At 60.1% G+C, this 26,996-nt stretch carries 23 protein-coding genes; 10 read left to right on the forward strand and 13 right to left on the reverse strand.

Annotation, left to right across the window (positions count from 1 at the left end; translation table 11 throughout):
* Nucleotides 1–26: 26 nt before the first annotated feature.
* Both AC1DCP_RS20815 and AC1DCP_RS20820 read left to right on the forward strand, forming a co-directional pair.
* Nucleotides 27–944 carry an inositol monophosphatase family protein gene (locus AC1DCP_RS20815; RefSeq protein WP_065663439.1) on the forward strand — a complete coding sequence of 306 codons (918 nt, stop codon included), beginning with the start codon at nucleotides 27–29 and terminating at the stop codon, nucleotides 942–944.
* 49 nt (nucleotides 945–993) lie between these two features.
* Complete coding sequence (locus AC1DCP_RS20820; protein ID WP_003518174.1) at nucleotides 994–1,620, forward strand: dual specificity protein phosphatase family protein; 627 nt, start codon at nucleotides 994–996, stop codon at nucleotides 1,618–1,620.
* 114 nt (nucleotides 1,621–1,734) lie between these two features.
* Here AC1DCP_RS20820 and AC1DCP_RS20825 read toward each other — a convergent pair whose 3' ends face one another.
* Both AC1DCP_RS20825 and AC1DCP_RS20830 read right to left on the reverse strand, forming a co-directional pair.
* On the reverse strand, nucleotides 1,735–3,294 hold the full coding sequence (locus AC1DCP_RS20825; RefSeq protein ID WP_076845351.1) for a TerC family protein: 1,560 nt from the start codon (nucleotides 3,292–3,294) through the stop codon (nucleotides 1,735–1,737).
* Between the two features lie 301 nt (nucleotides 3,295–3,595).
* Nucleotides 3,596–4,612 carry a DUF1402 family protein gene (locus AC1DCP_RS20830; protein ID WP_476774602.1) on the reverse strand — a complete coding sequence of 339 codons (1,017 nt, stop codon included), beginning with the start codon at nucleotides 4,610–4,612 and terminating at the stop codon, nucleotides 3,596–3,598.
* Nucleotides 4,613–4,870: 258 nt separating this feature from the next.
* On the opposite strand from AC1DCP_RS20830, the gene AC1DCP_RS20835 reads away from it, so the two are divergent.
* Nucleotides 4,871–5,536 (forward strand): transglutaminase-like cysteine peptidase, encoded by a 666-nt coding sequence (locus AC1DCP_RS20835; RefSeq protein ID WP_065658463.1) that lies wholly within the window; start codon nucleotides 4,871–4,873, stop codon nucleotides 5,534–5,536.
* A gap of 70 nt (nucleotides 5,537–5,606) precedes the next feature.
* On the opposite strand, the gene AC1DCP_RS20840 is transcribed toward AC1DCP_RS20835, so the two are convergent.
* The 6 genes from AC1DCP_RS20840 to AC1DCP_RS20865 form a co-directional block, all read right to left on the reverse strand.
* Nucleotides 5,607–6,692, reverse strand: coding sequence for an ABC transporter ATP-binding protein (locus AC1DCP_RS20840; protein WP_065658464.1), 1,086 nt, complete (start codon nucleotides 6,690–6,692; stop codon nucleotides 5,607–5,609).
* Nucleotides 6,689–7,516, reverse strand: a complete 828-nt coding sequence (locus AC1DCP_RS20845; RefSeq protein WP_003518166.1) for a carbohydrate ABC transporter permease — start codon at nucleotides 7,514–7,516, stop codon at nucleotides 6,689–6,691. The genes AC1DCP_RS20840 and AC1DCP_RS20845 overlap by 4 nt, the downstream gene beginning before the upstream one ends.
* Nucleotides 7,513–8,415: a carbohydrate ABC transporter permease gene (locus AC1DCP_RS20850; RefSeq protein ID WP_003518164.1), complete on the reverse strand. Its 903-nt coding sequence runs from the start codon at nucleotides 8,413–8,415 to the stop codon at nucleotides 7,513–7,515. Before AC1DCP_RS20850 ends, AC1DCP_RS20845 begins: the two co-directional genes overlap by 4 nt.
* Nucleotides 8,416–8,529: 114 nt before the next feature.
* Nucleotides 8,530–9,762, reverse strand: coding sequence for an ABC transporter substrate-binding protein (locus AC1DCP_RS20855; RefSeq protein ID WP_025595104.1), 1,233 nt, complete (start codon nucleotides 9,760–9,762; stop codon nucleotides 8,530–8,532).
* Nucleotides 9,763–9,830: 68 nt separating this feature from the next.
* Nucleotides 9,831–10,733: a sugar phosphate isomerase/epimerase family protein gene (locus tag AC1DCP_RS20860; RefSeq protein ID WP_476774603.1), complete on the reverse strand. Its 903-nt coding sequence runs from the start codon at nucleotides 10,731–10,733 to the stop codon at nucleotides 9,831–9,833.
* Nucleotides 10,734–10,745: 12 nt separating this feature from the next.
* Entirely contained in the window at nucleotides 10,746–11,780 is a 1,035-nt protein-coding gene (locus AC1DCP_RS20865; protein ID WP_076845355.1) for a Gfo/Idh/MocA family protein, read from the reverse strand.
* Nucleotides 11,781–11,919: 139 nt separating this feature from the next.
* On the opposite strand from AC1DCP_RS20865, the gene AC1DCP_RS20870 reads away from it, so the two are divergent.
* Complete coding sequence (locus AC1DCP_RS20870) at nucleotides 11,920–12,957, forward strand: LacI family DNA-binding transcriptional regulator (protein ID WP_003518158.1); 1,038 nt, start codon at nucleotides 11,920–11,922, stop codon at nucleotides 12,955–12,957.
* 8 nt (nucleotides 12,958–12,965) lie between these two features.
* Here the strand turns inward: AC1DCP_RS20870 and AC1DCP_RS20875 are convergent, their stop codons facing one another.
* Entirely contained in the window at nucleotides 12,966–13,844 is an 879-nt protein-coding gene (locus tag AC1DCP_RS20875) for a hypothetical protein (protein WP_111842414.1), read from the reverse strand.
* A 129-nt stretch (nucleotides 13,845–13,973) separates the two neighbouring features.
* Nucleotides 13,974–15,005 carry a GlxA family transcriptional regulator gene (locus AC1DCP_RS20880; protein WP_019566906.1) on the reverse strand — a complete coding sequence of 344 codons (1,032 nt, stop codon included), beginning with the start codon at nucleotides 15,003–15,005 and terminating at the stop codon, nucleotides 13,974–13,976.
* Between the two features lie 100 nt (nucleotides 15,006–15,105).
* Between AC1DCP_RS20880 and AC1DCP_RS20885 the strand changes: the two genes are divergently transcribed.
* The 6 genes from AC1DCP_RS20885 to purU all read left to right on the forward strand — a co-directional run bounded on the left by AC1DCP_RS20885 (nucleotide 15,106) and on the right by purU (nucleotide 22,507).
* Nucleotides 15,106–16,359, forward strand: coding sequence for a sarcosine oxidase subunit beta family protein (locus AC1DCP_RS20885; RefSeq protein WP_019566907.1), 1,254 nt, complete (start codon nucleotides 15,106–15,108; stop codon nucleotides 16,357–16,359).
* A gap of 11 nt (nucleotides 16,360–16,370) precedes the next feature.
* Nucleotides 16,371–16,691 carry a sarcosine oxidase subunit delta gene (locus tag AC1DCP_RS20890; protein ID WP_019566908.1) on the forward strand — a complete coding sequence of 107 codons (321 nt, stop codon included), beginning with the start codon at nucleotides 16,371–16,373 and terminating at the stop codon, nucleotides 16,689–16,691.
* Nucleotides 16,688–19,678 carry a sarcosine oxidase subunit alpha gene (locus AC1DCP_RS20895; protein ID WP_076845359.1) on the forward strand — a complete coding sequence of 997 codons (2,991 nt, stop codon included), beginning with the start codon at nucleotides 16,688–16,690 and terminating at the stop codon, nucleotides 19,676–19,678. Before AC1DCP_RS20890 ends, AC1DCP_RS20895 begins: the two co-directional genes overlap by 4 nt.
* Before the next feature lie 13 nt (nucleotides 19,679–19,691).
* Nucleotides 19,692–20,246, forward strand: a complete 555-nt coding sequence (gene soxG / locus AC1DCP_RS20900) for a sarcosine oxidase subunit gamma family protein (RefSeq protein WP_162694312.1) — start codon at nucleotides 19,692–19,694, stop codon at nucleotides 20,244–20,246.
* 17 nt (nucleotides 20,247–20,263) lie between these two features.
* A complete protein-coding gene (gene glyA, locus AC1DCP_RS20905; protein WP_076845363.1) occupies nucleotides 20,264–21,532 on the forward strand; it encodes a serine hydroxymethyltransferase in 1,269 nt (422 codons plus the stop codon).
* A 90-nt stretch (nucleotides 21,533–21,622) separates the two neighbouring features.
* Nucleotides 21,623–22,507 (forward strand): formyltetrahydrofolate deformylase, encoded by an 885-nt coding sequence (gene purU, locus AC1DCP_RS20910; protein ID WP_065658472.1) that lies wholly within the window; start codon nucleotides 21,623–21,625, stop codon nucleotides 22,505–22,507.
* Between the two features lie 24 nt (nucleotides 22,508–22,531).
* Here purU and AC1DCP_RS20915 read toward each other — a convergent pair whose 3' ends face one another.
* The 3 genes from AC1DCP_RS20915 to AC1DCP_RS20925 are packed head-to-tail and all read right to left on the reverse strand — an operon-like array spanning nucleotide 22,532 to nucleotide 26,854.
* Nucleotides 22,532–24,625 carry a mechanosensitive ion channel domain-containing protein gene (locus AC1DCP_RS20915; RefSeq protein ID WP_076845365.1) on the reverse strand — a complete coding sequence of 698 codons (2,094 nt, stop codon included), beginning with the start codon at nucleotides 24,623–24,625 and terminating at the stop codon, nucleotides 22,532–22,534.
* Entirely contained in the window at nucleotides 24,622–25,239 is a 618-nt protein-coding gene (locus tag AC1DCP_RS20920; RefSeq protein WP_112959879.1) for a ParB-like protein, read from the reverse strand. Before AC1DCP_RS20920 ends, AC1DCP_RS20915 begins: the two co-directional genes overlap by 4 nt.
* Nucleotides 25,223–26,854, reverse strand: coding sequence for a SulP family inorganic anion transporter (locus AC1DCP_RS20925; protein ID WP_476774604.1), 1,632 nt, complete (start codon nucleotides 26,852–26,854; stop codon nucleotides 25,223–25,225). Before AC1DCP_RS20925 ends, AC1DCP_RS20920 begins: the two co-directional genes overlap by 17 nt.
* Nucleotides 26,855–26,996 lie beyond the last annotated feature (142 nt).

The following is a 26,996-nucleotide window of genomic DNA, read 5'->3' on the forward strand; positions in this document are numbered from 1 at the left end:
TCCTTTGCGAAAAAAACAGACTGGATATGCCGATGCAAAGCCCTTCTTCGACTGAAAACAAATCTGGAAATGAGGAGGCGCTTTCCCGCTCGGTGCGGCTGATGAAAATCGCCGAAGCGGCGGCGCGTGCCGTGCGCGATCCGCTGCTGGTGGCATTCCGCTCTGATATGGCGGTGGATTACAAGGTCGATCTCCACGACATCGTCACCATTCACGACAAACGCGCCGAAGCCGCGATCCGCGCCGTCATTCTCGAACGGGAGCCGAATTCGGCGATCATGGGCGAAGAGGGTGGCCAGATCGGCAACGGCGAGGTGCAATGGTATGTCGATCCGATTGACGGCACGGCGAATTTTGCCCGTGGCCTTGCCTTCTGGTGCGTATCGATTGCCGCCGTCATCGGTGGGGAAGCCGTTGCCGGCGTGGTGTACGACCCCGTGGCTGACCAGATGTTTTCCGCCGACCTCGAGGCTTCTTATCTCAATGGCGAAAGGCTGCGCTCCCGCAGCGTTGCAGATGAAACCCGGGCGACGCTTATCACGGGCTATCCGGTCTCGCGCGATTTCCGGCTGGATGGGCGGGATGCGGCGCTTTCCAATTTCGGTGCGCTTGTCGAGACCTTCTCGACGCTGCGCCGGCCCGGCAGCGCTGCCCTCAGCATCGCGCATGTGGCGGCAGGCTGGACAGATGCTGCTGCGGGCTTCGGCGTCAACGCCTGGGATGTGGCAGCAGCCATCCTCATTCTCAAGAATGCCGGGGGAACATACGAGCCGCTGACCTTGGGGAAGGTGGCGGAGGGGTCGGCCGATTTTCTCTGCCCCGGCTATATCGCCACGGGCGAGGGGGCGAATTACCAGACATTGCAGCGGGTGGCGCGATCCATATCCGCAAGCCGCATAGCCAGGGCAGCGATCCCGCCAAGCCAGACGGCTGCAAACGCCTGAACAAGCAAGGACATGACGGCCGCCACATCGGCGCCGATGGAGACAAGACATGCCGCAACCGGAAAAGACCCTACCTCGCGAACAGGAAACCGGCGAATTGCCGAAGCTCAGCCGCATCTATGAGCGGCATCCGCTTTATGGCGTCGATCTCTTCATTTCAGGTAAGGAAGGCGCCAGCGATCTGAAGCTTCTGCGTGAAAACGGCATCACCACCGTCGTCAATTGCGCCGTCAATCTCGACTTCAACTTCGTGGAGCAGCCGCAGATCGTTTCCGATCATGAAGGCAGCGTCTATGGACCCGGCGAAATACGTTATTACAAGATCGGCCTGATCGACGGCGATGGAAATCCCGATACCCAGATGGTTGCGGCCCATTACATCCTGCGGGCGGCGCTCGAACAGATACTGCCCGACAAGCCGTCCTATCCCCGGCGCGAGCGCGGCAGCGTGCTGATCAATTGCCGCGGCGGCCGTTCGCGTTCCGTCGCCGTTGTTGCGCTCTTTCTGCATATGACGTTGCCGGTGGAATTCCCGACGCTCGACGATGCCATCAGCTTCGTACGCGTGAAGCGTGAGCTGCCTGAAAACGAATGGTACAAGGCGCCGAAACCGGTGCTTGCGGAAGCAGCCCGCCGCGCCGCCGGCTGGATTACCACGATCGATGCCGCCCACTAGAGCGGAGGACGGTTTTCACCGGTCGGGCCGCTTGCTTGGTGATGCAAATGTGGAGACGTGCCGTTGCTTGCGCGTCACGTCGCCATTTCGAAACGGGTTCGGGATTTTTCCAGCTCACGCCTCGGGAAGCGTGGTGTTCCAGACCCGGACCTTTTCGATGTTTCTGTCCGAGCAGGAAACGATCTCGAACTCGAACCCGTCGCCGGAAACACGTTCGCCGATCTCGGGAAGGCGATTGAGGCGCCAGAGGATATAGCCGGCGACGGTGGAGTAACGATCGTCCTCGTCCACCAGATCGATATCCAGCAGATAGGATACCCGTCTGACGTCGACAACGCCGTCCAGCAGCCAGGAACCGTCCTCTGCCCGTTCCGAAATCTGCGATTCCTCGCCCTCATCCGGAAATTCGCCGGCGATAGCCTCGAGAATGTCGGTAGGCGTCGTTATTCCCTGAAGCGTGCCGTATTCGTCGACGATGACGGCCATCTGGAGCGGGGATTTGCGCAGCTGCTCCATGACCTGCAACGCGGTGGCGCTTTCATGCACGACGAGGGGTTGGCGCAGCGAGCGCTCTAGGTTCAATTTGCCGTCATGCAGAAGATCGCGTAGCAAGTCCCTTGTTGCGGCGACACCGAGGAACGAATCCAGCTTGCCCTGCGCGAGCATCAGGCGGGAATGGTCGAGTTCCAGCAGGCGGTTCCTTAGCGTATCGTGGTCGGCGTCGACATCGAGCCAGTCGATTTCCGTCCGTGGCGTCATGATTGATACAACGGGGCGCTCGGCAAGCGTAAGGACACCGCGGATCATGTCCTTTTCCTCGGATTTGAACAGGTCGCTTCGTGCCGCCTGTGCCGCGATGACGTCGGCTGTCTCGCCAAGGGACTGTTCTTCGCCGACACGGCCGCCCAGAAGCCGCAGAATGGCATCGGACGTCCGCTCGCGCATATCACCGGCGGTGATGCGTTTTTCGCGATTGCGCCTGCCAATCTGGTTTGCCGCCTCGATGAGCACGGAAAAGCCGATTGCGGCATAGAGGTAACCCTTGGGAAGGTGGAAGCCGAAACCTTCGACGATCAGGCTGAAGCCGATCATCAACAAGAAGCCGAGGCAGAGAATGACCACGGTGGGGTGTTTCGACACGAAGCTCATCAGCGGCTTCGATGCTGCCATCATCACGGCCATGGCCACGCAGACGGCGGTAATCATCACCCAGAGATTGTTGACCATGCCGACGGCGGTGATGACGCTGTCGAGCGAGAACACGGCATCAAGCACGACGATCTGCACGATCACCTGCCAGAAGACGGCATGGACGACCTTGCCCTGTTTTGGCTTATGCGCGCCCTCCAGCCGTTCGTGCAGTTCCATCGTTCCCTTGGCGAGCAGGAACGCACCACCGAGAATGAGGATGAGGTCGCGCCCGGAGAAGGAGAAGTCCGCGACCTGAAATAGCGGCCGCGTCAACGTCACGATCCATGAAATCGAAAACAGCAGCAGAATGCGCATGACAAGCGCCAGCGACAGACCGACGATCCGCGCCTTGTGGCGTTGATGCGGCGGCAGCTTGTCGGCGAGGATCGCGATGAAAACGAGGTTGTCGATACCGAGGACGACTTCGAGGACGATAAGGGTAACGAGGCCGATCCAGATATTTGGATCTGCGAGGAATTCCATGGTCAGGGGCCTTTATGGGAACGGGCGCGAACGCAAAAAGCCCCGGACTGAACATCCGAGGTTGAAACCCGTTTCGTTGAAGAAAACAAGAAAGGACGAGGCTGGCTTCGCTTTACGCAAGCCAGCCTCGTTCGGTGTCGACTATCGTCGGTACTGTCGCCTTCGTCAGGCATATCGCGGAATTATCCCACTATCAGTCAATTCTTGTGCACGTGGCAGTAGCAGATTCCGGGCGGTCGGGGAAGCGTTTTGCGTGCATCATCCTTTGCGAGGCAGATTTGCAATCCTCCCTGCAAGGGCATTATCGCGTTTTTTCGCCGATATCCGAGGTGGTTCGCTTGTCGATGGCCTTGCCATCGAGGATGCCTCTCAGAACGTCGAGGCGCTCGTTGATAAGCCATCCATAGTAGTTTTCAACCGGCAGCAGGTTCTTTGCGCCTGCATCCACGGCCGTCCGCAGGCGTTCGGCGCGACGCCGGGGTTGGCCGACATTGTAGAGGGTGGCGGTGATGCCGGGATTGCCGGAAATGTCGAAGCCTTTTTCCCTGTAGGCATCGATGGAATCTCGAAGGATAGCGGCGATGTAGATGATGCTCCGGTCAGGATCCATGACGTCGCGGTAGATCTCTTTCGGCCTGTCGGCGGAGAGTTTCGGCAGACCACTGGTTCTGTTTACGAGATCGCTAACCTGCAGCGCCGTCAACGGGCTGATCTGGCCAAGACCAAAGGTCTGTCCGGCATAGAAGGGCTGGAAGAAGGCCCGCTGGAACGAAATCGCTTCATAGCTCACGCCATCGACGACCTTGCCGCGGAAACTTGCATCCCAAACGATATCGCGGCAGCTCCATTGCTCGGATGTCGTGGCAAGCGTCGCGCAGGAGCGGAATTCCGGACGCTCGAGAAACGTCTTCAGGGCAACGCCCTGATAGCTGAATTTTATATCGAGTTCCGCATAGGAAATGGCCTTGACGTAATATGTCTGCAGGCGGTCCACGGCGGTGACGTTGAAAGTGTGTTCGCCAACGATGGCGCCGACGATATGGATCGGGTCGATGCCATAGGCCGCTCCCGCCTTCCTGATCTTGCCAAGTAGACCGGGTTCGCTGTTTAGAAGATCGACCGTCTTGCGGAATTTTTCCTCATAGGTCGTGGAAAACGCCCTGGTCCTGATCGCCGAGGCCTGAGGTATTTCCGGCTGTTGGGCGGAGCGGTTTCCGGGAGGTACGACGACCATCTGCTGCGCTGCGGCATTTGAGGGCAGGCAGGCCAGTGCCAGAATGACAGCGGCCGCGCGGGTGGTCTTCGCAAACAGGCTCATGCAGCGTTCTCTAATATGTGGATTACTATTGCGTGACGGCCTCTTCATAGGCAGGCCGCCCCGGCGTGGCAAGTTCCCGCTGCTCACTTTACCGTTGCTGACCGTTCAGATGCCGTGGCTACCCCGGCGTTATCCCAGTCAACGCCGCTCGTTGTCGGGACCATCGGGAGCGGAATTATCGGGTTCGTTAAAAGTCGAGCATTTTGTTTCATGTGAACTCAAATCGCCACCGGTAGGTCATGTCGTCAGGAGACGAACATGACCCATCTCATCAAATTGCTGCAAGCATGTTTCATTCTGGCTGTCGCGGGTTTCGCTGCGCCGGTGCAGGCGTCTCCTTCGATGCAGACTGGCAAGTTCACGTCGCAGCCCATCGGGCATTACGATTTCTGCAAGCGGCATACGGATGAATGTCAGCCGGTCAAGGAAATGCCGCCGCTCAGTCTTACGCCTGATGTCTGGGCTACCCTTGTTTCGATCAACAGCGCAGTCAATATCGAAATCGACCAGCGTTCCGACATGGAAGTGTGGGGTTACGAGGACTATTGGGAGTATCCCTATAACGGTGCGGGAGACTGCGAGGACCTCACGCTGGAGAAACGGAAACGGCTTATGGATGCCGGTTTCCCGGTTTCCGATCTGCTGATCACCGTCGTCCGCGACGAAAAAGGCGATGGCCATGCCATCCTCACGGTGAGAACGGACCGCGGAGATTTCATTCTCGACAATATGAAATCGAAGATCTTTCGCTGGGACGAAACGCCCTATACCTATCTCAAGCGTCAATCCACGGAACATGCCGGTCGGTGGGTGGATATTGAAGGCTCCGGTTCGCCCGCCATCGCCGCCCGCGAGGTTGGCCGGGCCACCGCCACCTCCGCAACCACGCGCCGCAACATCCTCGACATCATCATGGGGCGCTGAAGCTTTCACCTCGTTGCGGATCGGAAAGCCCCGAAGGGCCGCCCGGTCCGGATATGCCCCATGGTTCGTTTCACCGGCCTCCGAGGCCGGCTCCGGTTTCTTCATCAAACAAATGCAGGTCGGTCGGGTTGATGTCGAGGCCGACGACTTCGCCGCTCCTGACCTCACTGCGTCCCTGTATAGCGATGACCACTTCGGTCGATGTGCCAAGGGTGAGGAAGGTGGCCGAACCTGTGGTTTCCACGGCCGAAACAGGTAACGTCAGCGCCGCGCCGGTTGCGGTTCGCGGCCGGATGTGTTCCGGCCTGATACCAACGATGACACGCTTGCCGGGCGATAAGGGAGCCGGGTTTTTGATGGACTGCTGCGGCTCGCCTTCACTGAAACGCAGCTGAAGCGCCGCGCCGTCCGGGCTGACCGTTGCCGGAATGAAATTCATTGCCGGTGAACCGATGAAGCCAGCAACAAAACGATTGATCGGGCGGTCGTATAATTCCAGTGGCGTGCCCTGCTGTTCGATCACGCCGTCGCGCATGACGACGACGTGATCCGCCATCGTCATCGCCTCTATCTGGTCATGGGTGACATAGACCGAGGTGGCGTGGAGGCGGTCGTGCAACGCTCGGATTTCCTTGCGCATGTGCACACGCAGGGCCGCGTCTAGATTGGAGAGCGGTTCGTCGAACAGGAATGCCTGCGGGTTGCGGATGATCGCGCGGCTCATCGCCACACGCTGGCGCTGCCCGCCGGAAAGTTCGCGCGGATAGCGCTTCATCAGCTTTGACAGGCCTGTGGTGGCTGCAACCTCCTCTGCCGCCTTGCGGGCTTCCGATTTTGCCACGCCGCGCATGCGCAGCGAGTAGGTCAGGTTCTCCTCCACCGTCATGTGCGGGTAGAGCGCATAGGACTGGAACACCATCGCCACATCGCGCTTGCGCGGCGGCACACCGTTCATCAACGTGCCTGCAATACGCATGTCGCCGCTCGATATGGTTTCCAGCCCCGCCAGCGAACGCAGCAAGGTGGACTTTCCGCAACCGGACGGGCCGACGAGGGCGACGAAGGTGCCCTTCTTGATGGAAAGATGGATGTTCTTCAGCGCGTGAAAGGCACCGTAATATTTGTTTACGCCGGAAAGTTCGATCTGAAGGGTCATTTTAACGCTCCCGATGTCAGGCCGGAAACGATGCGGCGCTGCAAGAGAATGAACAGGGCAAGAATGGGCGTCACATACATGGTCGCATAGGCCATGATGTTGTTCCATTCGCTGGTGTTGGGGCCCATGAAGGAATTGAGGCCGACACTGGCAGGCTGCAATTCAGCCGCCTGGATCATCGATTTCGAATAGACGAATTCCCCGAATGCCTGCATGAAAATGAGAATGGCGCTGACGAGAATGCCGTTTCTGGCAAGCGGTAGCACGATGTTGAAGAAGGCGCCGACGCGGGAATTGCCGTCCACAAGCGCTGCCTCTTCCAGCTCCTGCGGCACCGCCATGAAGGTTGCGCGCACCAGCACCACGAAGAAGGGCATGCTTTTCGCCGCTATGGCGAGAATGACCGACAGGCGGGGATAATCCAGCAGACCCACTTGCGAGAAGCCGACGAAGATCGGCGTAATCATAAGGGACGCTGGCAGAACCTGCAGCATGAGGATGAGGAAGAGGCCGATATCAACCCAGACGTTGCGATAGCGCGCCAGCACATAGGCGCAGCCAACGCCAAGCACGGTGATGAGCGCCACGGCACTTGAAGCGATGAGCACCGAATTCCACAGATAACGGCCCATATTGCGGCTTTCCCAGACATAGGCATAGGTCTGCCATTGCGGATCGGCCGGCCAGAAGCCCGGCGGGTTCGCAAACATCTCCGAGCCGCTTTTCAGCGAGGTCAGATACATCCAGTAGAGCGGAAAGAGATAGATGACGGCAAGCACGATGGCGATTGCCAGCATCAACCGGTTGCGGGTCGTGATACTCATCCGCGCACCTCATGCCGTGTCGAGCGCACATAAACGACGGAAGCCAGCATGACGAAAACGATCATGATGACGGAGATCGTCGCGCCCTTGCCGAAATCATATTGCCGGAACGAAAGATCCCAGGCCCAATATTGCGCCACGTTGGAACTGTTGTTGGGCCCGCCATCGGTGATGGCGGCGAAAAGATCGAACTGCTGAAGCGTGAAGATCAGGCCGAGCGAGATGATCGCGCCGATGGTGGAACGCATCATCGGCAGGGTGATGGTGTAAAAGCGCTGCCAGGCGTTCGCGCCATCCAGCTCCGCCGCTTCGTAGAGATCGCCGGGGATGGAGGCGAGGCCGACAGAAAGAAGGATCATGTTGAACGAGGTGCCGAGCCAGATATTGGCGATGACCACGGCCCAGAGCGAAAAATTCGCGTCCGATCGCCAGAAGATATTGCCTGAGATCATGCCGCTTTCCCGCAGGAAGAAATTCAGCACGCCGAAATCGCCTGACAATATCCAGTTCCAGATCGCGCCGACGACGAGGCCGGGCATGACCCAGGAAACGAGGAACAGCCCGCGCAGCCAGGTGGCGCCGGGAAAGTTCACCCAGAAGAACAGCGCCAGACCGAAGCCGATGGCAAATTGCCCGGCAATCGAGGTGACGACAAAGGTGACGGTGTTGAAAAGGATCGGCAATGTTTCCGGTTGCCGGAACAGGTCGATATAATTCTTGAAGCCGACGAAGGGGCGCACGAAGGTGCCCAGGCTGAACATGTCGACTTCCTGAAAACTCATGACGATGTTGTAGATGAGCGGCAGCCCCGCCATGACGAACAGGAAGCCCAAAGGAAAAGCGACAAGGATGAGGTCGAAACCACGACCGTCGCTGACGCTGGAAAACAGTTTTTTCATGAAACATCCTCACAAGCTCCGATCGGGGCCGCCGCTGCATTAAGCAGCAGGCAGCCCCACCGGGAGGAACCCCTTGGATGGGGCCGGGTGAACCCGGCCGCCCGCCCAGACAGATCAGCCTTCGATCAGCTTTATCTTTTCAGCGGCCTGATCGAGCGCGGCCTTCGGCGTCATCTGACCCGACAGGGCGCCCTGGATAGCGTCCTGGATCGCCTTGGAAATCTTCGGCCATTCAGGCGAGGGACCACGCGGCTGCGCATATTTGAGTTGCTCGATAAAGGTCTTGAGCGCTTCGTCCTTCAGCGCGTTGCCGGTGGGCGGAACGGGAATATCGGAACGCGCCGGCAATTGCCCGAAGTTCTTGAACATGTCCTTGTCCTGCGAGGCGAAAAATTCGATGGCCTTGAAGGCTTCGGCGGGATGTTTGCTCTTGGAGAAGATCGCCCAGTTATAGTCGCCCATGGCCGAAGACCGCGGCGCGTCCGGCGTCGGAACCGGCAGTAGCGTTACGCCCCAGTCGAACTTGGCGTCCTTGAGCATGCGGTCGATTTCCCAAGGACCGGAGATCGCCATGGCCGCGTTGCCGGCGTTGAAGGTGGCGGTGGAATCCCACTGGCTGCGCGTCAGCGTATCCGGCGAGGCCAGCTTTTCACTGAGAAGGGTCTTCCATGTTTCAAGCGCCTTCACCGCGCCATCGGTATTGATGTTTTTGTAGGTGGCGCCGGCCATCTGCGCCCATGGCAGAAACTGGAAGGTGCCCTCCTCGTTGGCCTTGGCGCTGAAGCTGATGCCGTAAACATTCTTGGCGGGGTTGGTCAGCTTGCGGGCAGCTTCCACAAGCTCGTCCCAGGTCTGCGGCGGTTTTGCCGCATCGAGACCGGCTGCCTTGAACAGGTCCTTGTTGTAATAGAGTGCGATCGTATTCGTCGCCTTCGGGACGCCGAAATATTTGCCGTCCCAGGTTACGGATTTCAGCGGGCCCGGAAAATAGTTTGCCGTCTTGATGACGTCCGACTTCGCAATCATATCCGTCACGTCAAGAAACGCGCCACGTGCGGCGAACATGGCGTGGTTTGGGTTGTCGATGGCGATGATATCGGGCGCGTTGCCGGTCGAGTAGGCGCGCATGGATTCGCTCACCACATCATCGAACTGCAACTGCCGGTATTCGATCTTGATGCCGTTATTGAGCTTGTTGAACTCGTTCACGAGGTTGGGTGCCGGCTGGATGTCCCTGTCCAGCGACCACAGGGTCAAGGTGACATCTTCCGCATGCGCCACCATCGCACCGGCGGATACGCCTGCCAGAACAAGCGCACCGGCGATCATGCATTTCGCGATACCCATAATAATCTCCTCCTCTTGGTTATCGTCTCTGCAATTACTGGAAGCCTTCTCCCAAAGGCTTCCATTCCTTAGGTGGGATCGACGACAAAATCGCCGCCCCGGCAATGTTTCAGATAGTTCAGGCCGTGTACCTGTCCCGTCATTTCCAGCGCGTCGCGATAGACGGGGTCATGCCAGCCTTCGATGTCGATCGAGCCGGACCAGCCGGCCAGGCGCAGTTCCGAAATAATGTCCGTCCAGTTGCTGTCGCCGAAGCCCGGCGTGCGCATGAAGACGAATTTTTCCTTGCCGAAAATCCCATGCTCACGAATGACATCCCAACGAATGGTCGCATCCTTGCCGTGCACGTGGAAAATCTTGTCCGCCCATTTGCGGATCTGCGGCAGCGGATCGATGAGATAAACCATCTGGTGGCAGGGTTCCCATTCGATGCCGATATTCTCGTCCGGCGTTTCGTTGAACATCAGTTCCCACGCATCCGGATTATGGGCGATGTTCCAGTCGCCGGTTTGCCAGTTGCCGTCCATGGCGCAATTTTCAAAGGCGATCTTCACGCCTTTGTCCGCTGCGCGTTTGGCAAGCTCGCTCCAGATTTGCTTGTAACGGGGCAAGCTCTCAGGCAGCGGCTTTCCGCGCAGGCGGCCGGTGAAACCGGCAACGCAGGTTGCACCGAAGTGATGGGCATTGTCGATGCAGTCTTTCCAGCCCTGCAAGGTCTGAAGGTCGATTTCCGTTTCCTCCAGCGGATTGCCGAACATGCCGAGCGTGCCGATGGTGATGTCGCGGCCACCGATCGCGTCAAGTGAACGCTTGCCAAGCTCGGCAAGGTCCTGGCCGTTGGTCGTCTGCCAGAAGAACGGTTCGAAGCTTTCGAAACCAAGATCGGCTATCTGCCCGATGCGTTCAGCTGCCTGTCCCTTGGTGGCGCTGACCATGGTGCCGATGCGGATGGATTTTGCCGGATTGCTCACGTCTGTCGGTCCTTATGCTGCGATGGAAACGCGCTGGCCGATGCGGGCGCTTTCAATTGCGCCGATCACCATTGCCAGGCTGTTGATGTTGTCGAAGGAGGCCGTTTCCGGCATCTGGCCGGTACGGATGGATTGAAGAAACGAGAGTATGACGCTGGCGTGGCCGTGCGTATCCTTCTCAGAAATACTGTCGGAAACGTTTACGGTTTTGAATCCGCGTAGAAGACCCGGCTCTTCGCCGGCGACGGATGCGGAGAAATAGTCTTCGCCGTCCCAGAGGATCATGCCCTTGGAGCCAATCAGCCGCCAGCGGGCTTCCCAGCTGGTTCTTTCGCCTTCCGCGCACCAGGAGCCGCGATAGGTGAAGACCACATCGTTGGAGAATTCGAATATGGCATTGGCGCTTGCCCCGTGGGCGTACCAGGAGCCTGCCGGATTTTTCTCCACGCAAAACACGGAGAGCGGCTTTTCATCGGCGACGAAACGCGCCGCATCGAAAGTGTGGATCGCCATGTCGAGAAGAAGAACGTTCTTCATCTCCTCGCGGAAACCGCCGAAATGGGGTCCGAGGAAAAAGTCGCAGTGAATGGCCGTCAAATCACCGATAATGCCGTCTTCCACGGCCCGGCGCAGCCGCCGGATGCCGGAGATAAAGCGCCGGTTTTGCACCACAGCATGAATTTTTCCGGCCTTTTCCGCCAGTTCCACCAGCTTTTCGGCTTCTTCCATCGAGGCCGCAAGCGGCTTTTCGCTGAGCACATGGCACCCGGCTGCAAGACCGGTTTCAACCACGGCATACCGTGCCTGCGGGATGACGACATCGAACAGGATGTCGGCTTTGGTCCGTGCGAGAACATCGCGAAGATCGACGCCGATGATGACGTCGGTAAGGGAGAATTCTTCGGCAAGCGCGCGTGCCGTGTCTTCGTTCAGATCGACGAAGCCGACGATCTTGATCGCGCCGAGAATGTCCGGCGTCGATTGAATGGCGCGCAGCCAGCCTTTGGCCATAGCTCCGCACCCGCATAAAACGGCATTGTATGTCATCTTCTCTCCCCGGTCTCTGGGCAAACTCCTCTTTGCGCAGAGCGTCGTAAACGTTTACGACACTAGGATGATCATGTTAGATATGTCAATACCGTTATTGGGGACGCATATTTCGTACCCGGCTCAGGAGGGGGAGTGCATGAAAGGAATTCGTCAGCTTGCCGATTATCTGGAGATATCGATAGGCACCGTTTCCCGTGCCTTGAACGGCAAGCCCGACGTTAACGAGGAGACGCGGCGGCGTGTTCTGGAGGCGGCGGAAAAACTTGGCTATGTCGCAAACCAGTCAGGCCGCAGCCTCAGGCAGGGGACGACTAACGTCATCGGCCTGATGACCGGCAGCGACGCGCAGACGGTGGAGAACTCCGACAACTTCTTCATGGGAGTGACGGATGGTTTGCAAAGCGTGTTTTCCGCTCACAATCTCGATCTTATCGTTCTGCCGTGTCCCGGTGAGGAAGACCCGGACGAATATCTAAAGCGCATGGTGGCGCGCCGCATGGTGGATGCGATGATCATTTCCTCGACCCGCCGTGTCGATAAGCGTGTCGATTTTTTAAAGCAGACCCGCTTGCCTTTCGTAACGCTCGGCCGCACCTCTTCCAGCGCCGATCATGCGTGGATCGATCTCGATTTCGAGGAGGTTGCGCGCAGTGCCGTCAACCGGCTCGCCGCTGCCGGTCATCGTACCATTGCGGTTGCTGCACCCGATAGCGACGTCAATCTCGGTTATGTTTTCATGGACGGGTACCGGCGCGGACTGGAGGAGAACGGCATTGCTTACGATCCCTCTCTGGTCATCCGGGCGAAATCGAGCGAGCAGGGCGGATATCACGCCGCCAGCGAGTGGCTACAGATGCGGCCCCGGCCAACCGCGCTTGTGCTGATCTATGAGTTGATGGCCCTTGGCCTTTATCGCCGTCTGGCGGAAGTGGGTCTGAAACCGGGACGGGATCTTGCGGTCATCGGTTTTCGTGATGGTCCACGCGGCCAGTTTCTCGAACCGCGATTGACCAGTTTCCGCATGTCCCTGCATGATCTCGGTGTAATGGTCGCGCAGACGCTTCTGTCTACCATGCCGGCCTATGCGCCGTTTTACCCAAATCAGGCGCGTTACTGCGTCTGGCCGATGCAGCTTGTCGCCGGAGAGAGCGACCCAGGCCCCGCATCATTATAGGCGTGGCGTCAAAGCTTGTGGTCTCGAATGGTCGCAACGCCGAACGGATTGAATTTATATTCGTCCTCCTCATACCGCGTGTCATCGGACAGGTCGGCACGACGATCCTTCACGGCCGCTTCAACCCCGTCGCGGGTCATTTGATCGGCGATATCGTCAATCAGCGCGGCGATCTTCAGCTGCTCGCTATTGGTTGAGGGCTGCTGCTGGTCTTTTCGGGTGAAGTGTATCTCCACGTCAGGCAATCCGACCAGATGAAAGCCGACGCTCCCCATTCCGTCGGCATCGCCGCCGATTGGCCGGCGCGCGAAGGCTAGACGGCAGGTTCTGGCGAATGCCAGGGCGTCGTTTGCGGTCGCGTTACGGCGCGACTGTTCGAAGAGTTCCTTCCACCGCTGCACACCATGGGCAACGCCGGCGCTTTCACCCTTTACGGCAACTGCGCCACTATCGAGCATGTGGTGCACGAACATCAGGGCTTTACCGCAGGTCGCCACGGCTGTTTCCGCGGCCATTGACGGGCCGAGCACATAAAGAACCGAGCCGTGGCCTGCGACTGCCTCCTCGTCACTCTCCTGATAGGCGTCCGGCTCGACACGATCCCAGCAGACATTGAAGGAGCGTTCCATCCTGTCGTCCGGTTCATCCTGCGAATAATCCTCATCGAGACTGAAATCGCCGGCAAATTTATCGATAGCGGCGCGAGCGCTCTGCTGCAGCGCTGCCAGACCATTTTCCGGGCCGAGAAAACAAAGGACATGGCGGGGTTTGTATTCGGAGCGGGATTGGGCAACTGCCGGAACGTTGCTCGCGGCCTTGCCGACAGACGGTCTTCCCAGCACAAGGCCGCCTAAAAGCGCGAGAACGCCACGACGCTCTGAATTCATCCCATACCCCCCACGGCTCCCCTAAACAGGATCGGGGACTTTTATACCGGTACGGGCAAGTCTGACCATATCAATTACGTTGATCTATTTTTTGCAGGGCCCGACTTTTGGCAGGTGAACAGCAAAGCCTCAAGGTTGCGGCAACAACACGCCGACGGCGAATTCTTCGTCCGTTGTCGTGTGGCCAATCTGCGTTTTGCGATATTCGCTGGGGCTGAAGCCGCGCTCGGCACGAAGTGTACGGGAAAGGTGTGGGGCATCGCAAAACCCGGTGGCGAGCGCAATCTGGGTGATCGGGTCACGCGTGGTGCGCAGGAGGGAAAGGGCGCGGTCGAGCCGCAGCTCAAGATAGACCTTGGAGGGCGTTGCTTTCAGGTCTCCAAGGAAACGCCGTTCGAGGCTGCGTCGGCCAAGGCCGAGATCGCGCGCGAGTTCCAGCACGGTTCTCGGAACCTCGATGTTCTGCTGCATGCGCAGGATCGCCTTTCTGACCAGGGGATCGGTTGCCGTTCTGGTGCTCTGCTGGCCGGGCTGGGGTTTTTCGCCGCTGAGCGCACTGTCGATCATCATGATATTGAGGCTTTTGATGGCGGCCGACTGGCCGACATGGCGCTCCACAAGGAACGCCGCCAGATGCGCAGCACCATGGCCGCCCGAACAGGTCAGGCGGTTGCGATCTATGACGAAGAGCTGGTCGGAAACCATCTGCTCGGCGTCGAAACGGTCGAGAAAATCCTGATGGTGGAACCAGCTGACGCAGCAGCGATAACCATCCAGCAGGCCGGCTTCATGTAGAATGAAAACGCCGGTGCAGAGCCCGATAAGGGGAGTGCCCGCTGCCGCACGGTCTTTCAGGAACCGCAATGCCTCCGGCGGCAGGGCGCTGTGGTCGCTGATCAATCCGCCGACAACAACGATATAGTCGTAATGCACGGCGTCGATGAGCCGCGTATCCGGTTGCACCTTCACACCACAGCTCGATTGCACATTGCCGAGGGTCGCCGACAGCACGGACCATTCGCACAGGATCGGCCGGGAACGGTCAGCCTCATCGGCAGCAAGACGCAGCACATCGACGAAATTGGCGAAGGCCGACAGCGTGAACCGGTCGGCGAGCAGGAAGGCGACGCTGAGGCGTTTCTTGGCGCGATGAGAGCTCATGGCGCAAATATTCACGCAATCAGACGCGATTGTCCAGCCCGGCCGCTGTAAATCTCCGTAGGCTTTTGAATACCGAGAGTTCCAACCAGCAGGCCCGCTCATGACGCGTTTTAATGCCTTCAATCTCCTGCGGAATGCCCTGACCGGCCACAAGAACTGGGACGAGCAATGGCCTGACAGCCAGCCAAAAGCCGAATATGACGTGGTCATCGTCGGCGCCGGCGGCCATGGTCTGGGTGCGGCCTATTATCTGGCCAGCCAGCACGGTATCACCAATGTCGCTGTCATCGACAAGGGCTGGCTCGGCGGCGGCAATACCGGCCGCAACACGACCATCATCCGCTCCAACTATCTCTACGACGAAAGCGCGCGTCTTTACGATCACGCCGTCGATCTGTGGGAGAACTTGAGCCAGGAACTGAACTACAACGTCATGTATTCGCGGCGCGGCGTTCTGATGCTCGCCCATAATGTCCACGACGTGCAGAGCTTCAAGCGCCACATCCATTCCAACCGTCTGAACGGTGTCGACAATCGCTGGCTTACCCCGGAAGAATGCAAGGAATATTGTCCGCCGCTGAGCATATCGCCAAACGCCCGCTACCCGGTGATGGGCGGTGCGCTTCAGGAACGTGCCGGCACGGCGCGCCACGATGCAGTTGCCTGGGGTTATGCGCGCGGTGCTGCCGCCCGTGGCGTCGATATCATCCAGAATTGCCCGGTCACCGCCATTCGCCGCAATGCCGACGGGTCCGTCGCGGGTGTCGAGACGGCGCGGGGTTTCATCAAGGCGAAAAAAGTTGCGGTTTCCGCTGCCGGCCACACTTCGGTGGTCATGGATACCGCAGGCGTGCGCCTGCCGCTCGAAAGCTATCCGCTGCAGGCTCTGGTATCCGAGCCGATCAAGCCGATCTTCCCCTGCGTGGTCATGTCGAATGCGGTTCACGCTTATATCAGCCAGTCCGACAAGGGTGAGCTGGTGATCGGTTCGGGTACGGATCAATATACCTCTTATTCGCAGCGCGGCGGCCTGCCGCTGATCGAACATACGATCGCCGCCATCGTCGAAATCTTCCCGATCTTCAACCGCATGCGGATGCTGCGCAAATGGGGCGGCATTGTTGATGTCACGCCGGATCGCTCGGCCATTCTCGGCAAGACGCCGGTCGACGGGCTTTATGTCAATTGCGGCTGGGGCACGGGTGGTTTCAAGGCCACGCCGGGCGCTGCCCACACCTTCGCCTGGACCATCGCGAAAAACGAACCGCACCTGATCAACGCGCCTTTCACGCTGGAGCGTTTCCGCTCCGGCCGCCTGATCGACGAGGCCGCCGCCGCTGCCGTGGCGCACTGAGGAGTTAACCCATGCTGCTGATCCGTTGCCCCTATTGCCATGAAACGCTGCCCGAAGCCGAATTCACCTATGCCGGGCAGGCCCATGTCGTGCGCGCGGCCGACCCCTCATCTCAGAGTGATGAACAGTGGGAAGAATTCCTGTTCATCCGCGAAAACGCCAGGGGTCCGCATTTCGAGCGCTGGCGGCACCTGCATGGCTGCGGTCGCTTCTTCAATGCGGTGCGCGACACGGTGAGCGACCGTTTCCTGACGACCTATCGCGCAGGCGAGCCGCGTCCTGATCTCTCCTCCCTATCCAGCGCACCAGCCAGCTCCGAGGTGTCGAAATGAGTTCCTATCGCGTTCCCGGCCGTGGCCGGGTGGATGCCGCCCGCTCGGTAAGCTTCACCTTCGATGGGAAGACCTATCGCGGCGTAAAGGGGGATACGGTCGCCTCCGCGCTTCTCGCCAATGGCGTACATCTCATGGGCCGCTCGTTCAAATACCACCGCCCGCGCGGCCCTGTAGCGGCGGGTTCCGAGGAGCCGAATGCGCTGATCGGCACCCGCCGCGGCTCCGGCCGGTTCGAGCCAAATACCCGCGCCACGGTGCAGGAAATCTGGAGCGGACTGGAAACCACGTCTCAGAACAAATATCCCAGCCTGAAATTCGATATCGGTGCAGTCAACGACATGGCCTATATGCTGTTTTCGGCGGGCTTTTACTACAAGACCTTCATGTGGCCGAAGAGCTTCTGGAACAAGGTCTATGAGCCCTTCATCCGCGCGGCGGCCGGTCTCGGCGTCTCGCCCACGGAAGAAGACCCCGATACCTATGCCTCGCGCAACCTGCATTGCGACGTGCTGATCGTCGGCGCCGGTCCTGCGGGTCTGGCTGCGGCGCGCGCAGCGGCGGTCGATGGTCTTAAGGTCGTGCTGGTGGACGAAAATGCCGAAGCCGGCGGGACGCTGCTGTCCGAGCCGCAGGCGCAGATCGACGGCCAGCCAGCATGGAACTGGTTGGCGGACGAGTTGAAGGCGCTGAAGGAGCGCGGCGTCAGGGTCATGACCCGCACGACGGCGATTGCCTACTACCACCAGAACATGATCGGCCTTTGCGAAAAGCTGACCGACCATCTCGAAACCGTGACCAAGGACATGCCGCGTGAACGCCTGTGGCGGGTGCGGGCGCGCCATGTGGTGCTGGCGCAGGGGGCTCTCGAGAAACCGCTGGTCTTCCATGGCAATGATCGGCCGGGCGTGATGCTTGCGGGCTCCGCCCAGACCTATTTGAACCGCTATGGCGTCAAGGTCGGCAACAGGCCGGTGGTGGTGACGAGCCATGACAGCGCCTGGTATGCCGCCTTCGATCTTCATGGCGCAGGCGCGCGGGTGCAGGCCATCGTCGATACCCGTGCGAAGGTGCGCGAGGAACTGGTGAACGAGGCGCGCGCGCTCGGCATTCCGGTGCGGCTGTCGCATACCGTGACGGCGACTTCGGGCCGGTTGCGTGTGAAATCAGTCCGCGTCAATCCGGTGAATGGCTCCACGGTCGGCGCGGGGCAGGAAATTGCCTGTGATGCGTTGCTGATGTCTGGCGGCTGGACGCCGTCGCTGCATCTGTTTTCCCATACGCAGGGCAAGATTGCCTGGGACGACCAGCGGACCACCTTCCTGCCGGCCACGACCAATGAGGATTGTGCAATTGCCGGCGCCGGGCGCGGGCTTTGGGGCATTGAAGCGGTGCTGAAGGATGGCGCCGAGCAGGGCCGGAAGATCGCTGCAGCCCTGGGCAAGACGGGCGATACCCGCGACTATGCGGTGGAGCACGACCGCACCGGCAGCGGCGTATCGCTGACGGAATTGCCGAGCGATCGCGATGCCGGCAAGGCCAAGGCCTTCGTCGATTACCAGAACGACGTGACCGCCAAGGATCTGCGGCTGGCCGTGCGCGAAGGCATGCGCTCCATCGAGCACGTCAAGCGCTACACCACCAACGGCATGGCGACCGATCAGGGCAAGATGTCCAATATCAACGGCCTCAACATCGCGGCAGAAGCGCTCGGCAAACGCCAGCCGGAAGTAGGCCTGACGACCTTCCGCCCACCCTATACGCCGACGACCTTCGGCGCTTTCGCCAGTTATCATCGCGGCCAGCATTTCGAGGTGACGCGCAAGACGCAGATCGACAGCTGGGCTGAGGGAAATGGCGCGGTTTACGAACCGGTCGGCCAATGGCGGCGCGCCTGGTACTTCCCCAAACCAGGTGAAGACATGGATGCGGCGGTCGGCCGCGAATGCCGGGCGGTGCGGCAAAGCCTCGGCATGTTCGACGCCTCGACGCTCGGCAAGATCGAGGTCGTCGGGCCGGATGCGGTCGAGTTCATGAACCGCATGTACACCAACCCGTGGTCGAAGCTCGCGCCGGGCCGCTGCCGTTACGGCCTGCTTCTGGGTGATGACGGCTTCATTCGCGACGACGGCGTCATCGGCCGCATGACCGAGGATCGCTTCCACGTCACCACCACCACCGGCGGTGCGGCAAGGGTGATGAACATGATGGAGGATTACCTCCAGACCGAATGGCCGGATCTCAACGTCTGGCTGACTTCCACCACCGAGCAATGGTCTACCATTGCGCTGAACGGCCCGAATGCGGCAAAGCTGCTCGCTCCGCTGGTCGAGGGCGTCGAGCTGACGGAAGAGGCTTTCCCGCATATGTCCTGCGCGGAATGCACGGTGGCCGGCATGCCGGCGCGGCTGTTCCGGGTGTCGTTCACCGGCGAGATCGGCTTCGAAGTCAACGTGCCCGCGCCGCTTGGCCGCAAGCTCTGGGAAATCCTGTGGGAGGCCGGCCGGCAATACGGCATCACCGCCTATGGCACGGAAACCATGCATGTGCTGCGTGCCGAAAAGGGTTACATCATCGTCGGCCAGGATACCGACGGCACGGTCACGCCCTATGATGCCGCGATGGGCTGGGCCGTGGGCAAGACCAAACCGGATTTCGTCGGCAAGCGTGGCCTCGCGCGCCCCGATCTCGTCGCCAAGGGCCGTCGTCACCTCGTCGGTCTTCTGACCGAAGACCGCTCGAAGCTTGAAGAGGGCGCGCAGATTGTCTTCGATCCGAAGCAGCCTATCCCGATGAAAATGGTCGGTCATGTCACCTCATCCTATCATTCGGATGCGGTTGGCCAGCCGATTGCGCTGGCGCTGGTCGAGGGCGGCCATGAGCGGATGGGAGAGACCGTCTATATTCCGATGCCCGAACGCACGATTGCCGCAAAAATCACCGGGATGGTCTTTGTCGATCCCGAAAACACCCGCCTGAAGATCTGACCCGGAGATGACAATGAATATGCGCGTTTCCTCCCCCGTTCCCGGCACGCTGGCCGAGAGCAAAGCAGCCCGGGTCAGCATATTGGCCGCGCAGGGGCGGCTGTCGCTGCGTGCGCGCGGCGATCTGGTACCGCTCAATAGAGCCCTTGGCCTGACCTTGCCCGACCGGATCGGCGCTCGTACTGCTGCAGGCGAAATTGAGGCCGTGCGACTTGGTCCCGACGAATGGACGATCCTTGCTCCCGTTGGCGCGGTCGACGGGGTGATTGCGGCCTGCGCTGGCGTTTATGCCGGCCATCCGCATAGTCTCGTCGATATTTCCGGAAGGGAAGTGACGCTCGCGATCAAGGGGCCGCTCGCCGCCGAGCTTTTGACACTTGGCTGCGCCCGCGACATCGACACCATTCCGGTTGGCGAGGCCCGCAGAACGATTTTCGATGGCGTGACCGTGGTGCTGTGGCGCGATGCGCCGGATGGTTTCCGTATGGATATCTGGAACAGTTTCGCGCCGCATCTCGGCCATTTGTTTGAAACCGGCTGCAAGGAACTCGCCGCCGAAATCGCCTGATCCTTGAGGAGGAAACAATGCTCAACCGTCTGTCCCATAATGCCGTTTCGGATACGGTGATTGCCGACGCCATCGCCGAGGAACTCGATCGCCAGAAAACCCAGATTGAACTGATCGCTTCGGAGAATATCGTGTCCGCCGACGTTCTGGCGGCGCAAGGCTCGGTGCTGACCAACAAATATGCCGAAGGTTATCCCGGCAAACGCTATTATGGCGGCTGCGAATTCGTCGACAAGGTCGAGCAGGTCGCCATCGACCGGCTGAAGCAACTTTTCGGTGCGGAGTTCGCGAACGTTCAGCCGCATTCCGGCGCGCAGGCCAATCAGGCGGTGTTTCTGGCACTTCTTCAGCCGGGCGACCGAATCATGGGGCTTTCGCTGGCCCATGGCGGCCACCTTACCCACGGTTCGCCGGTCACCATGTCGGGCAAGTGGTTTGATGTCGTCTCCTATGAGGTGGATGCAGAGACGCATCTGATCGATATGGAAAAGGTGCGGGCAAAGGCGCTAGAGACGAAACCGAAGCTGATCGTCGCAGGCGCCTCGGCCTATCCGCGCCAGATCGATTTCGAAGGCTTCCGCAAGATCGCCGACGAGGTTGGCGCATGGCTGATGGTCGACATGGCCCATTATGCCGGCCTGATCGCCGGCGGCAAATATCCAAACCCGGTGCCGCACGCCCATGTCGTCACCTCCACCACCCACAAGACCCTGCGCGGCCCGCGCGGCGGCGTCATTTTGACCAATGATGCCGATCTGGCGAAGAAGCTGAATTCGGCCGTCTTCCCCGGCAATCAGGGCGGCCCGCTGATGCATGTCATCGCCGCCAAGGCCGTGGCCTTCGGCGAGGCGCTGCGGCCGGATTTTGCCGACTACGCCGGTCAGGTCATCGCCAATGCTCAGGCTCTGGCGCGAGTGCTGACGGATGGCGGTCTGGGGATCGTGTCTGGTGGAACCGACAGCCACATGGTTCTGGTCGATCTGCGTCCGAAGGGCGTTACCGGCAAGGTTGCCGAAATCGCTCTTGAGCGGGCAGGCCTCACCTGCAACAAGAACTCCATTCCCAACGACCCGGAAAAGCCCTTCGTCACCTCGGGCATCCGGCTCGGCAGTTCGGCCGGCACCACGCGCGGTTTTGGCGTGGCCGAATTCGAGCGGATCGGCGTGCTGATCCTGCGCGTCATCGACGCGCTGGCTGTCAGTGCCGAAGGCAATGCTGAGATTGAGGCCAACGTGCGGGCCGAGGTTGCAGCGCTGTGTGAAGACTTCCCGATCTACGGCGCGTAACACGCTATTATCGGTCTCGTTAGCCATGATCGGGCAGGGCGGCATCACCGCCAATGTGCCCGATCGCTGATCCATCAAGGGGAGCAGGATTTGACCAGCTATGTCATGAAAGTCGCGTGCCCGGCACGCAGCGGCATCGTTGCCGCCGTGTCCGGATATCTCGCGCGGTCCGGCTGCAACATCAACGACAGTTCGCAATTCACCGACCTGGAAACGGGCCGCTTTTTCATGCGGCTGAGCTTCGTTTCGGAGGAAGGGATGGAACCCGCTGCTCTCGTCGCAGGGTTCGCTTCCGTCGCCGCCGATTTCGACATGGAATACGATATCCATGATCTCTCGCGGAAAACGAAAGTCGTGATCATGGTTTCACGCTTCGGCCATTGCCTGAACGATCTACTCTATCGTTCCCACATTGGTGCATTGCCTGTGGAGATTGTTGCTGTCATCTCCAATCACCTCGAATACCAGAAGCAGGTGGTGAACGAGGATATTCCCTTTCACCACATTCGCGTCACGCCGGAGACGAAACCGGAAGCCGAGGCGGCCATACTGCAGGTGGTGCGCGATGCAGGCGCCGAACTCGTCGTGCTGGCGCGCTACATGCAGGTTCTGTCGGAACGGCTGTGTCAGGAAATGTCTGGCCGCATCATCAACATCCACCATTCATTCCTGCCTTCCTTCAAGGGCGCAAACCCTTACAAGCAGGCCTATGAGCGCGGCGTGCGACTGATCGGCGCGACGGCCCACTACGTCACCGCTGATCTCGATGAAGGCCCGATCATCGAACAGGACACGATCCGCGTCACCCATGCCCAGAGCGGCATGGATTATGTGAGCCTCGGGAGGGACGTGGAAAGCCAGGTTCTGGCGCGCGCCATTCATGCCCATATCCATCACCGTGTCTTCCTCAACGGCAATAAGACCGTGGTGTTTCCAGCTTCGCCGGGCGAATATATGTCCGAACGAATGGGCTAAGGTTGGGGCGCGGTTGCCGGAGGCCTATTCTTCCACCGGCCCCGTCCCGTCGCTTGCTTCGGGCTCCTGTGGCCGCGCGCTTCGTGTAGATGCGGGATAGGCGCCCGCCATGCTGGCGAACTGGATGTCGTTTTGCGCAAAGGCATCCTTCAGCATCGAATAGGCCTTGCGGCGCACCATGGAGGATTGCCCGCCGGCGCGCAGCATCATGCCGAAACCAAGCGTCATGCCATATTCGCCGAATTGCTCGACGCCCTTCAGCTTGACGGTTTCGATCAGGAACGGTCCGAATTCCGGGTCTTCCTTCAGCGCCTTGCCGATCTCCTTGGTAATGGCCCGGACCTTGGCAATGTCAGTATCGAAGGCGACCGTGACGAGGAATTTGTCGATCGACCAGTCGCGGCTCATATTTTCGACGGCGCCGAGCGATCCGAACGGGACGGTGAAAATCGGGCCGCGATGGTGCCGCAGTTTGACAGAGCGGATGCTGAAGGATTCCACCGTGCCGCGGTAGGAACCGCTCTGGATGTATTCGCCGACGCGGAAGGCGTCGTCGATCATGTAGAACACGCCGCTGATGATGTCCTTGACCAGCGTCTGCGAACCGAAACCGATGGCGATGCCGAAGATGCCGGCACTTGCGAGCAGCGGCCCGATATTGACGCCGAGTTCCGAAAGCGCCGTCATGACCGCAACCGCGGCGATGATGATGCCGAGCATGTTGCGAAGGATTGGCAGAATGGTCAAAAGCCGATCATCTTGCGGCTGGCCCCCGCCCGGTTGGCCGCTCATCGGGTTGCCGGCGGGTGTACTCAACTCCAGCCGCCGTGCGATCATCGACTTGATCGCGATCCAGACGAGATCGGCAAGAAGCAGGATCAGCGCCCCGTGCAGGACGCCGACGACGATCGACGTCAGCAATGCGCCATCGGGCAGGGAATTCGGATGCGCGCGCACGAGGAAGATCAGCCACAGGATGGCAGTCCCGACGATTGCAAGCCGCACGCCTCGCTCGACCAGTACCGGGCGAAGATCGCTTTCCCCATAGGTGCCGATGTCGGTTGCCAGCTTTCGCGCCGCGATGCCAAGCGTCGAGGCAAGGCCGGGCAGAACCAGCGCATAAAGCCCGATCCAGAACAGGACCCCGGCGCCGGCGAGCCGCAACCCGAAGAGGATGATGAGGCCGAAGATAAGCGCGACATCGATTGACCTAGCCCGCTCCGAGCCGGGATCGCCGACCGGACGACGCCAGATCCAGATGCATGCGAGCAGGAACAGGAGGCCGACCATGGCGGAGGACAGAAGCCCAAGCGTGTCACGCGGGACATCGAGATTCTCGAGCGTCCTGAGTAATGCCCAGAAGACGCTGGCAAGGGTCAGGAGCCATGTCCAGCGGACGATCCAGAAATCGCGCCGGGCATTGGCCTCGCGGCCAACGACCCGCCGCAGCAGGCCCGTGAAGGCAAAAAGCAGCGGCAACACGATGCTGGTTGCAAGCCAGGGCAGGAGAACGGCGCTCAGCAAAGGTGACCACTGGATGGCAAGGAACATGGCGGTGGCAGCAATGCCGTAGCCGAAGACGGGCAAAAGCCTCCGCGATACGACAGACGAGGCCTCCTTGCCGATATCCGCGCCGTTCCTGCGGGAGGCCTGCATCGCTATGATCCGGTTCGTGGCAATGCCGCCGGCAAGGCCCGCACCGAACAGGATGGATACGTGCAGCAAAAAGACGGCTGCACCGTAGTTGCTGATCTCGTCGCAAAGCCTTCCCAGCGCCGCGATGATCTGCGTGTACATGCCGGGCAGGTCCCTTGCGAGGCGGCCTAGGTGTTCGCGCCGCTTGCTTGCCCATTGGTCGAGATCGCTCAACTGGCTCTGCGGCGTCAGTTCTGGCGGCTGCTCTGTGCCGGCCGCCGCAAGCTTCTGTGTGAGAAGGGCACGAACATCGTCCTGTCCCAGAAGCTGTATCAACTGGTCGACTTTCTGCTCTGTCGTCTGTTCCGTAGGGGCCGGTCTCGCTGGCGGCGGTAGTTCCTGCGCAGCTAGGCTCGCCGCGCCCAGTACGAAAACTGCGATGGCAGCCGCCATCACTCGGAAAAGGCAGGGAAGGGTGGTCATTGGTCCGCTCCACACCATCCAGGCAGATGCCGCGCATCGCGCGAGCGTGCCAGTTGCATCGCTTCCTCCACAGCGTCCTCGAAGGAATGTCGCAGCTTCTTGCCACCTACCCGGCGGCGCAGGAAATCCGCCCAGAGGAATTCACTGAAGGGAGCGTCTATTTTGGCAAAACCGCCAGCGTCGCGAACCGCGCCGGCCAGCGCGCGGAACGGATCGTCCTTGAGATCGACGATCCGTTTGGGAAGGTTTTCGATGGGATGGCGCACGCCATCCACGTCGAAAGGATAGACGAAGTTGCGATGGTCCATCACCGACCAGAATTCCTGCCGGCCGAGATGGGAAAGATCGGCAACGATACTGGTCAGGACATGTTTCACGCCTTCCTCATGCAAAGCCAAAGCGAGGTGGTGGTGGTCCACCAGATAAAGACGTTGTTTGTGACCAAGGACGACGGGTACCATATGGTGTCCGAGGAAGTCGGCTCCCTTTTCCTCACGGATGGCGGCCCATTGCCGCCGCTTGTCCTCCACCTCGCGCAGACCGACTGTCATCTGCGTTGGTTTGAGTGAGGTGATTTCAACCGGGGTCAGATGCGGTTCAAGATTGTGTGGCAAGGCTGTCCTCCCGATGCATGGCCGCCGTCACGGCATCATCGACACTGAAATTGCTGCGCGCCACCATGTCGGATCCGCCGCCAGCAAGCAGCAGATCCTGCACATGGTCGTGCATGCGCGCATAATAGACCACGATGCTGCTGCGCTGCATCGCTGCATCGAACTCCAGCAACGCATCAAGCGCGGTGGAATCCAGTTCGAATGTTTCCTCAAGGCTGACAATTGCGATGTCCAGTTCCGGCCGCGCAACGATGTATTTGGTAACGGCGGCAAGGATCGGTTCCGCATTGCCGAAGAAAAGCGGCTGTGCGGGCCGGAGAATAATCATGCCTGACACATCCTTCGCATCCGGGTGGCGTTCCATGTCGACAAAGTCATGGCTATCGCCCAGCCGGCCAAGATGCATGACATGCGGTAGGGAAAGCCGGCGAACGAAGACGGCGAAGGAAAGGGCGACGGCGACAAGCATGCCGTTTAGCACACCGAAGGCAAGTACGCCGGCTGCGGCGGCAAGTGCCAGATAGGCGTCGTTGCCGAGCCGCCATAAACGGATGATCGGCGCGGGGTCGAGCGCATGCAGCAGCGCCACGGCGATCACGGCGGCAAGGACTGCTTCCGGGATGAAAGCGAACCATCTGGCGGCGAGCAGGCTGAAGACCGCAAGGCCGATTGCGGCGATGGCAGAGGCAAGCCGGCTTTGCGGCCCAACCGCCTCGCTTGCTGCGCCTGCGGAAAAACCCGCACCAACCGGCATACCCTGCATGGCGGCGCTGGCGATATTGGCAAGCCCGAATGCTCTGAGTTCGCGATTGGAATCGACAATTTCGCCATGGCGAAGCGAAAAGCTTCGGATGGTGCCCCATGATTCCGCAAAGAGGATGAGGACGAGTGGCGGCGCGAAGCGGGCAACATGCGCGACATCATCGAGCGACACCGAAAACGGGCCGGCCCATATGCCGGCAAGATCGATCTGGTCGACGACGGCGACGCCCCGACTTTGAAGGTTGAGCAGGATCGAGATGGCAATTCCTGCCACGATGACGACGAGGCTACCGGGAATGGCGGGGCGTCTGCGCAGGAGAAGCAGCACGGCGAGTGCCACAACGCCGACGGCGATGCTTTCAAGGCTCCAGTCCTGCGGGCTGGAGAGGATTTGCAGGAGAATGGAAAGCGGCTCGCCCGACTGCGCCTTTATCCCGAAGAGGCTCGGCAATTGCTTTATGGTGATCAGAATGGCGAGGCCGAAGGCAAAACCGCGCAGCACGGGGCGCGAGATGACACTCGACAGGGCGCCGAGCCGCGTGGCAGCCGCAAGCAGAAACAGCAGGCCCACCAGAGCGACCGTAATGGCAACGAGCAGCATCTTTTGCGCTGGTGTGACCGAGAGCGTCGCAAGCATTGCCGCCAGGATTGCGGCGGAGGAGGATGTGGGCGAGACGACCGCAAAACGGCTCTGGCCAAAAATGGCATAGACGATGCAGCCCATGATGGCGGCAAGGATGGCGTGCTGGGCTGGAACGCCGGCAATCCCCGAATAGGCTATCGCTTCCGGTAACATCAGGCCGGCAATCGACAACCCCGCCACCACATCGCGCCGGTTGAGTGTCATGGGCATGGAATTGCAACCGCATGGGCGGCAATAAGGGCAAGGACAATTCCACCGGTTAAGATCACGATTCTCCACCATGTTCCCGCGACGCGATGAAGGTTCACCCAATGCGCATACGAGTCAAAGTTTAAATCGCGCCCCCGAAATA

Source organism: Agrobacterium sp. 10T429, assembly GCF_056393925.1.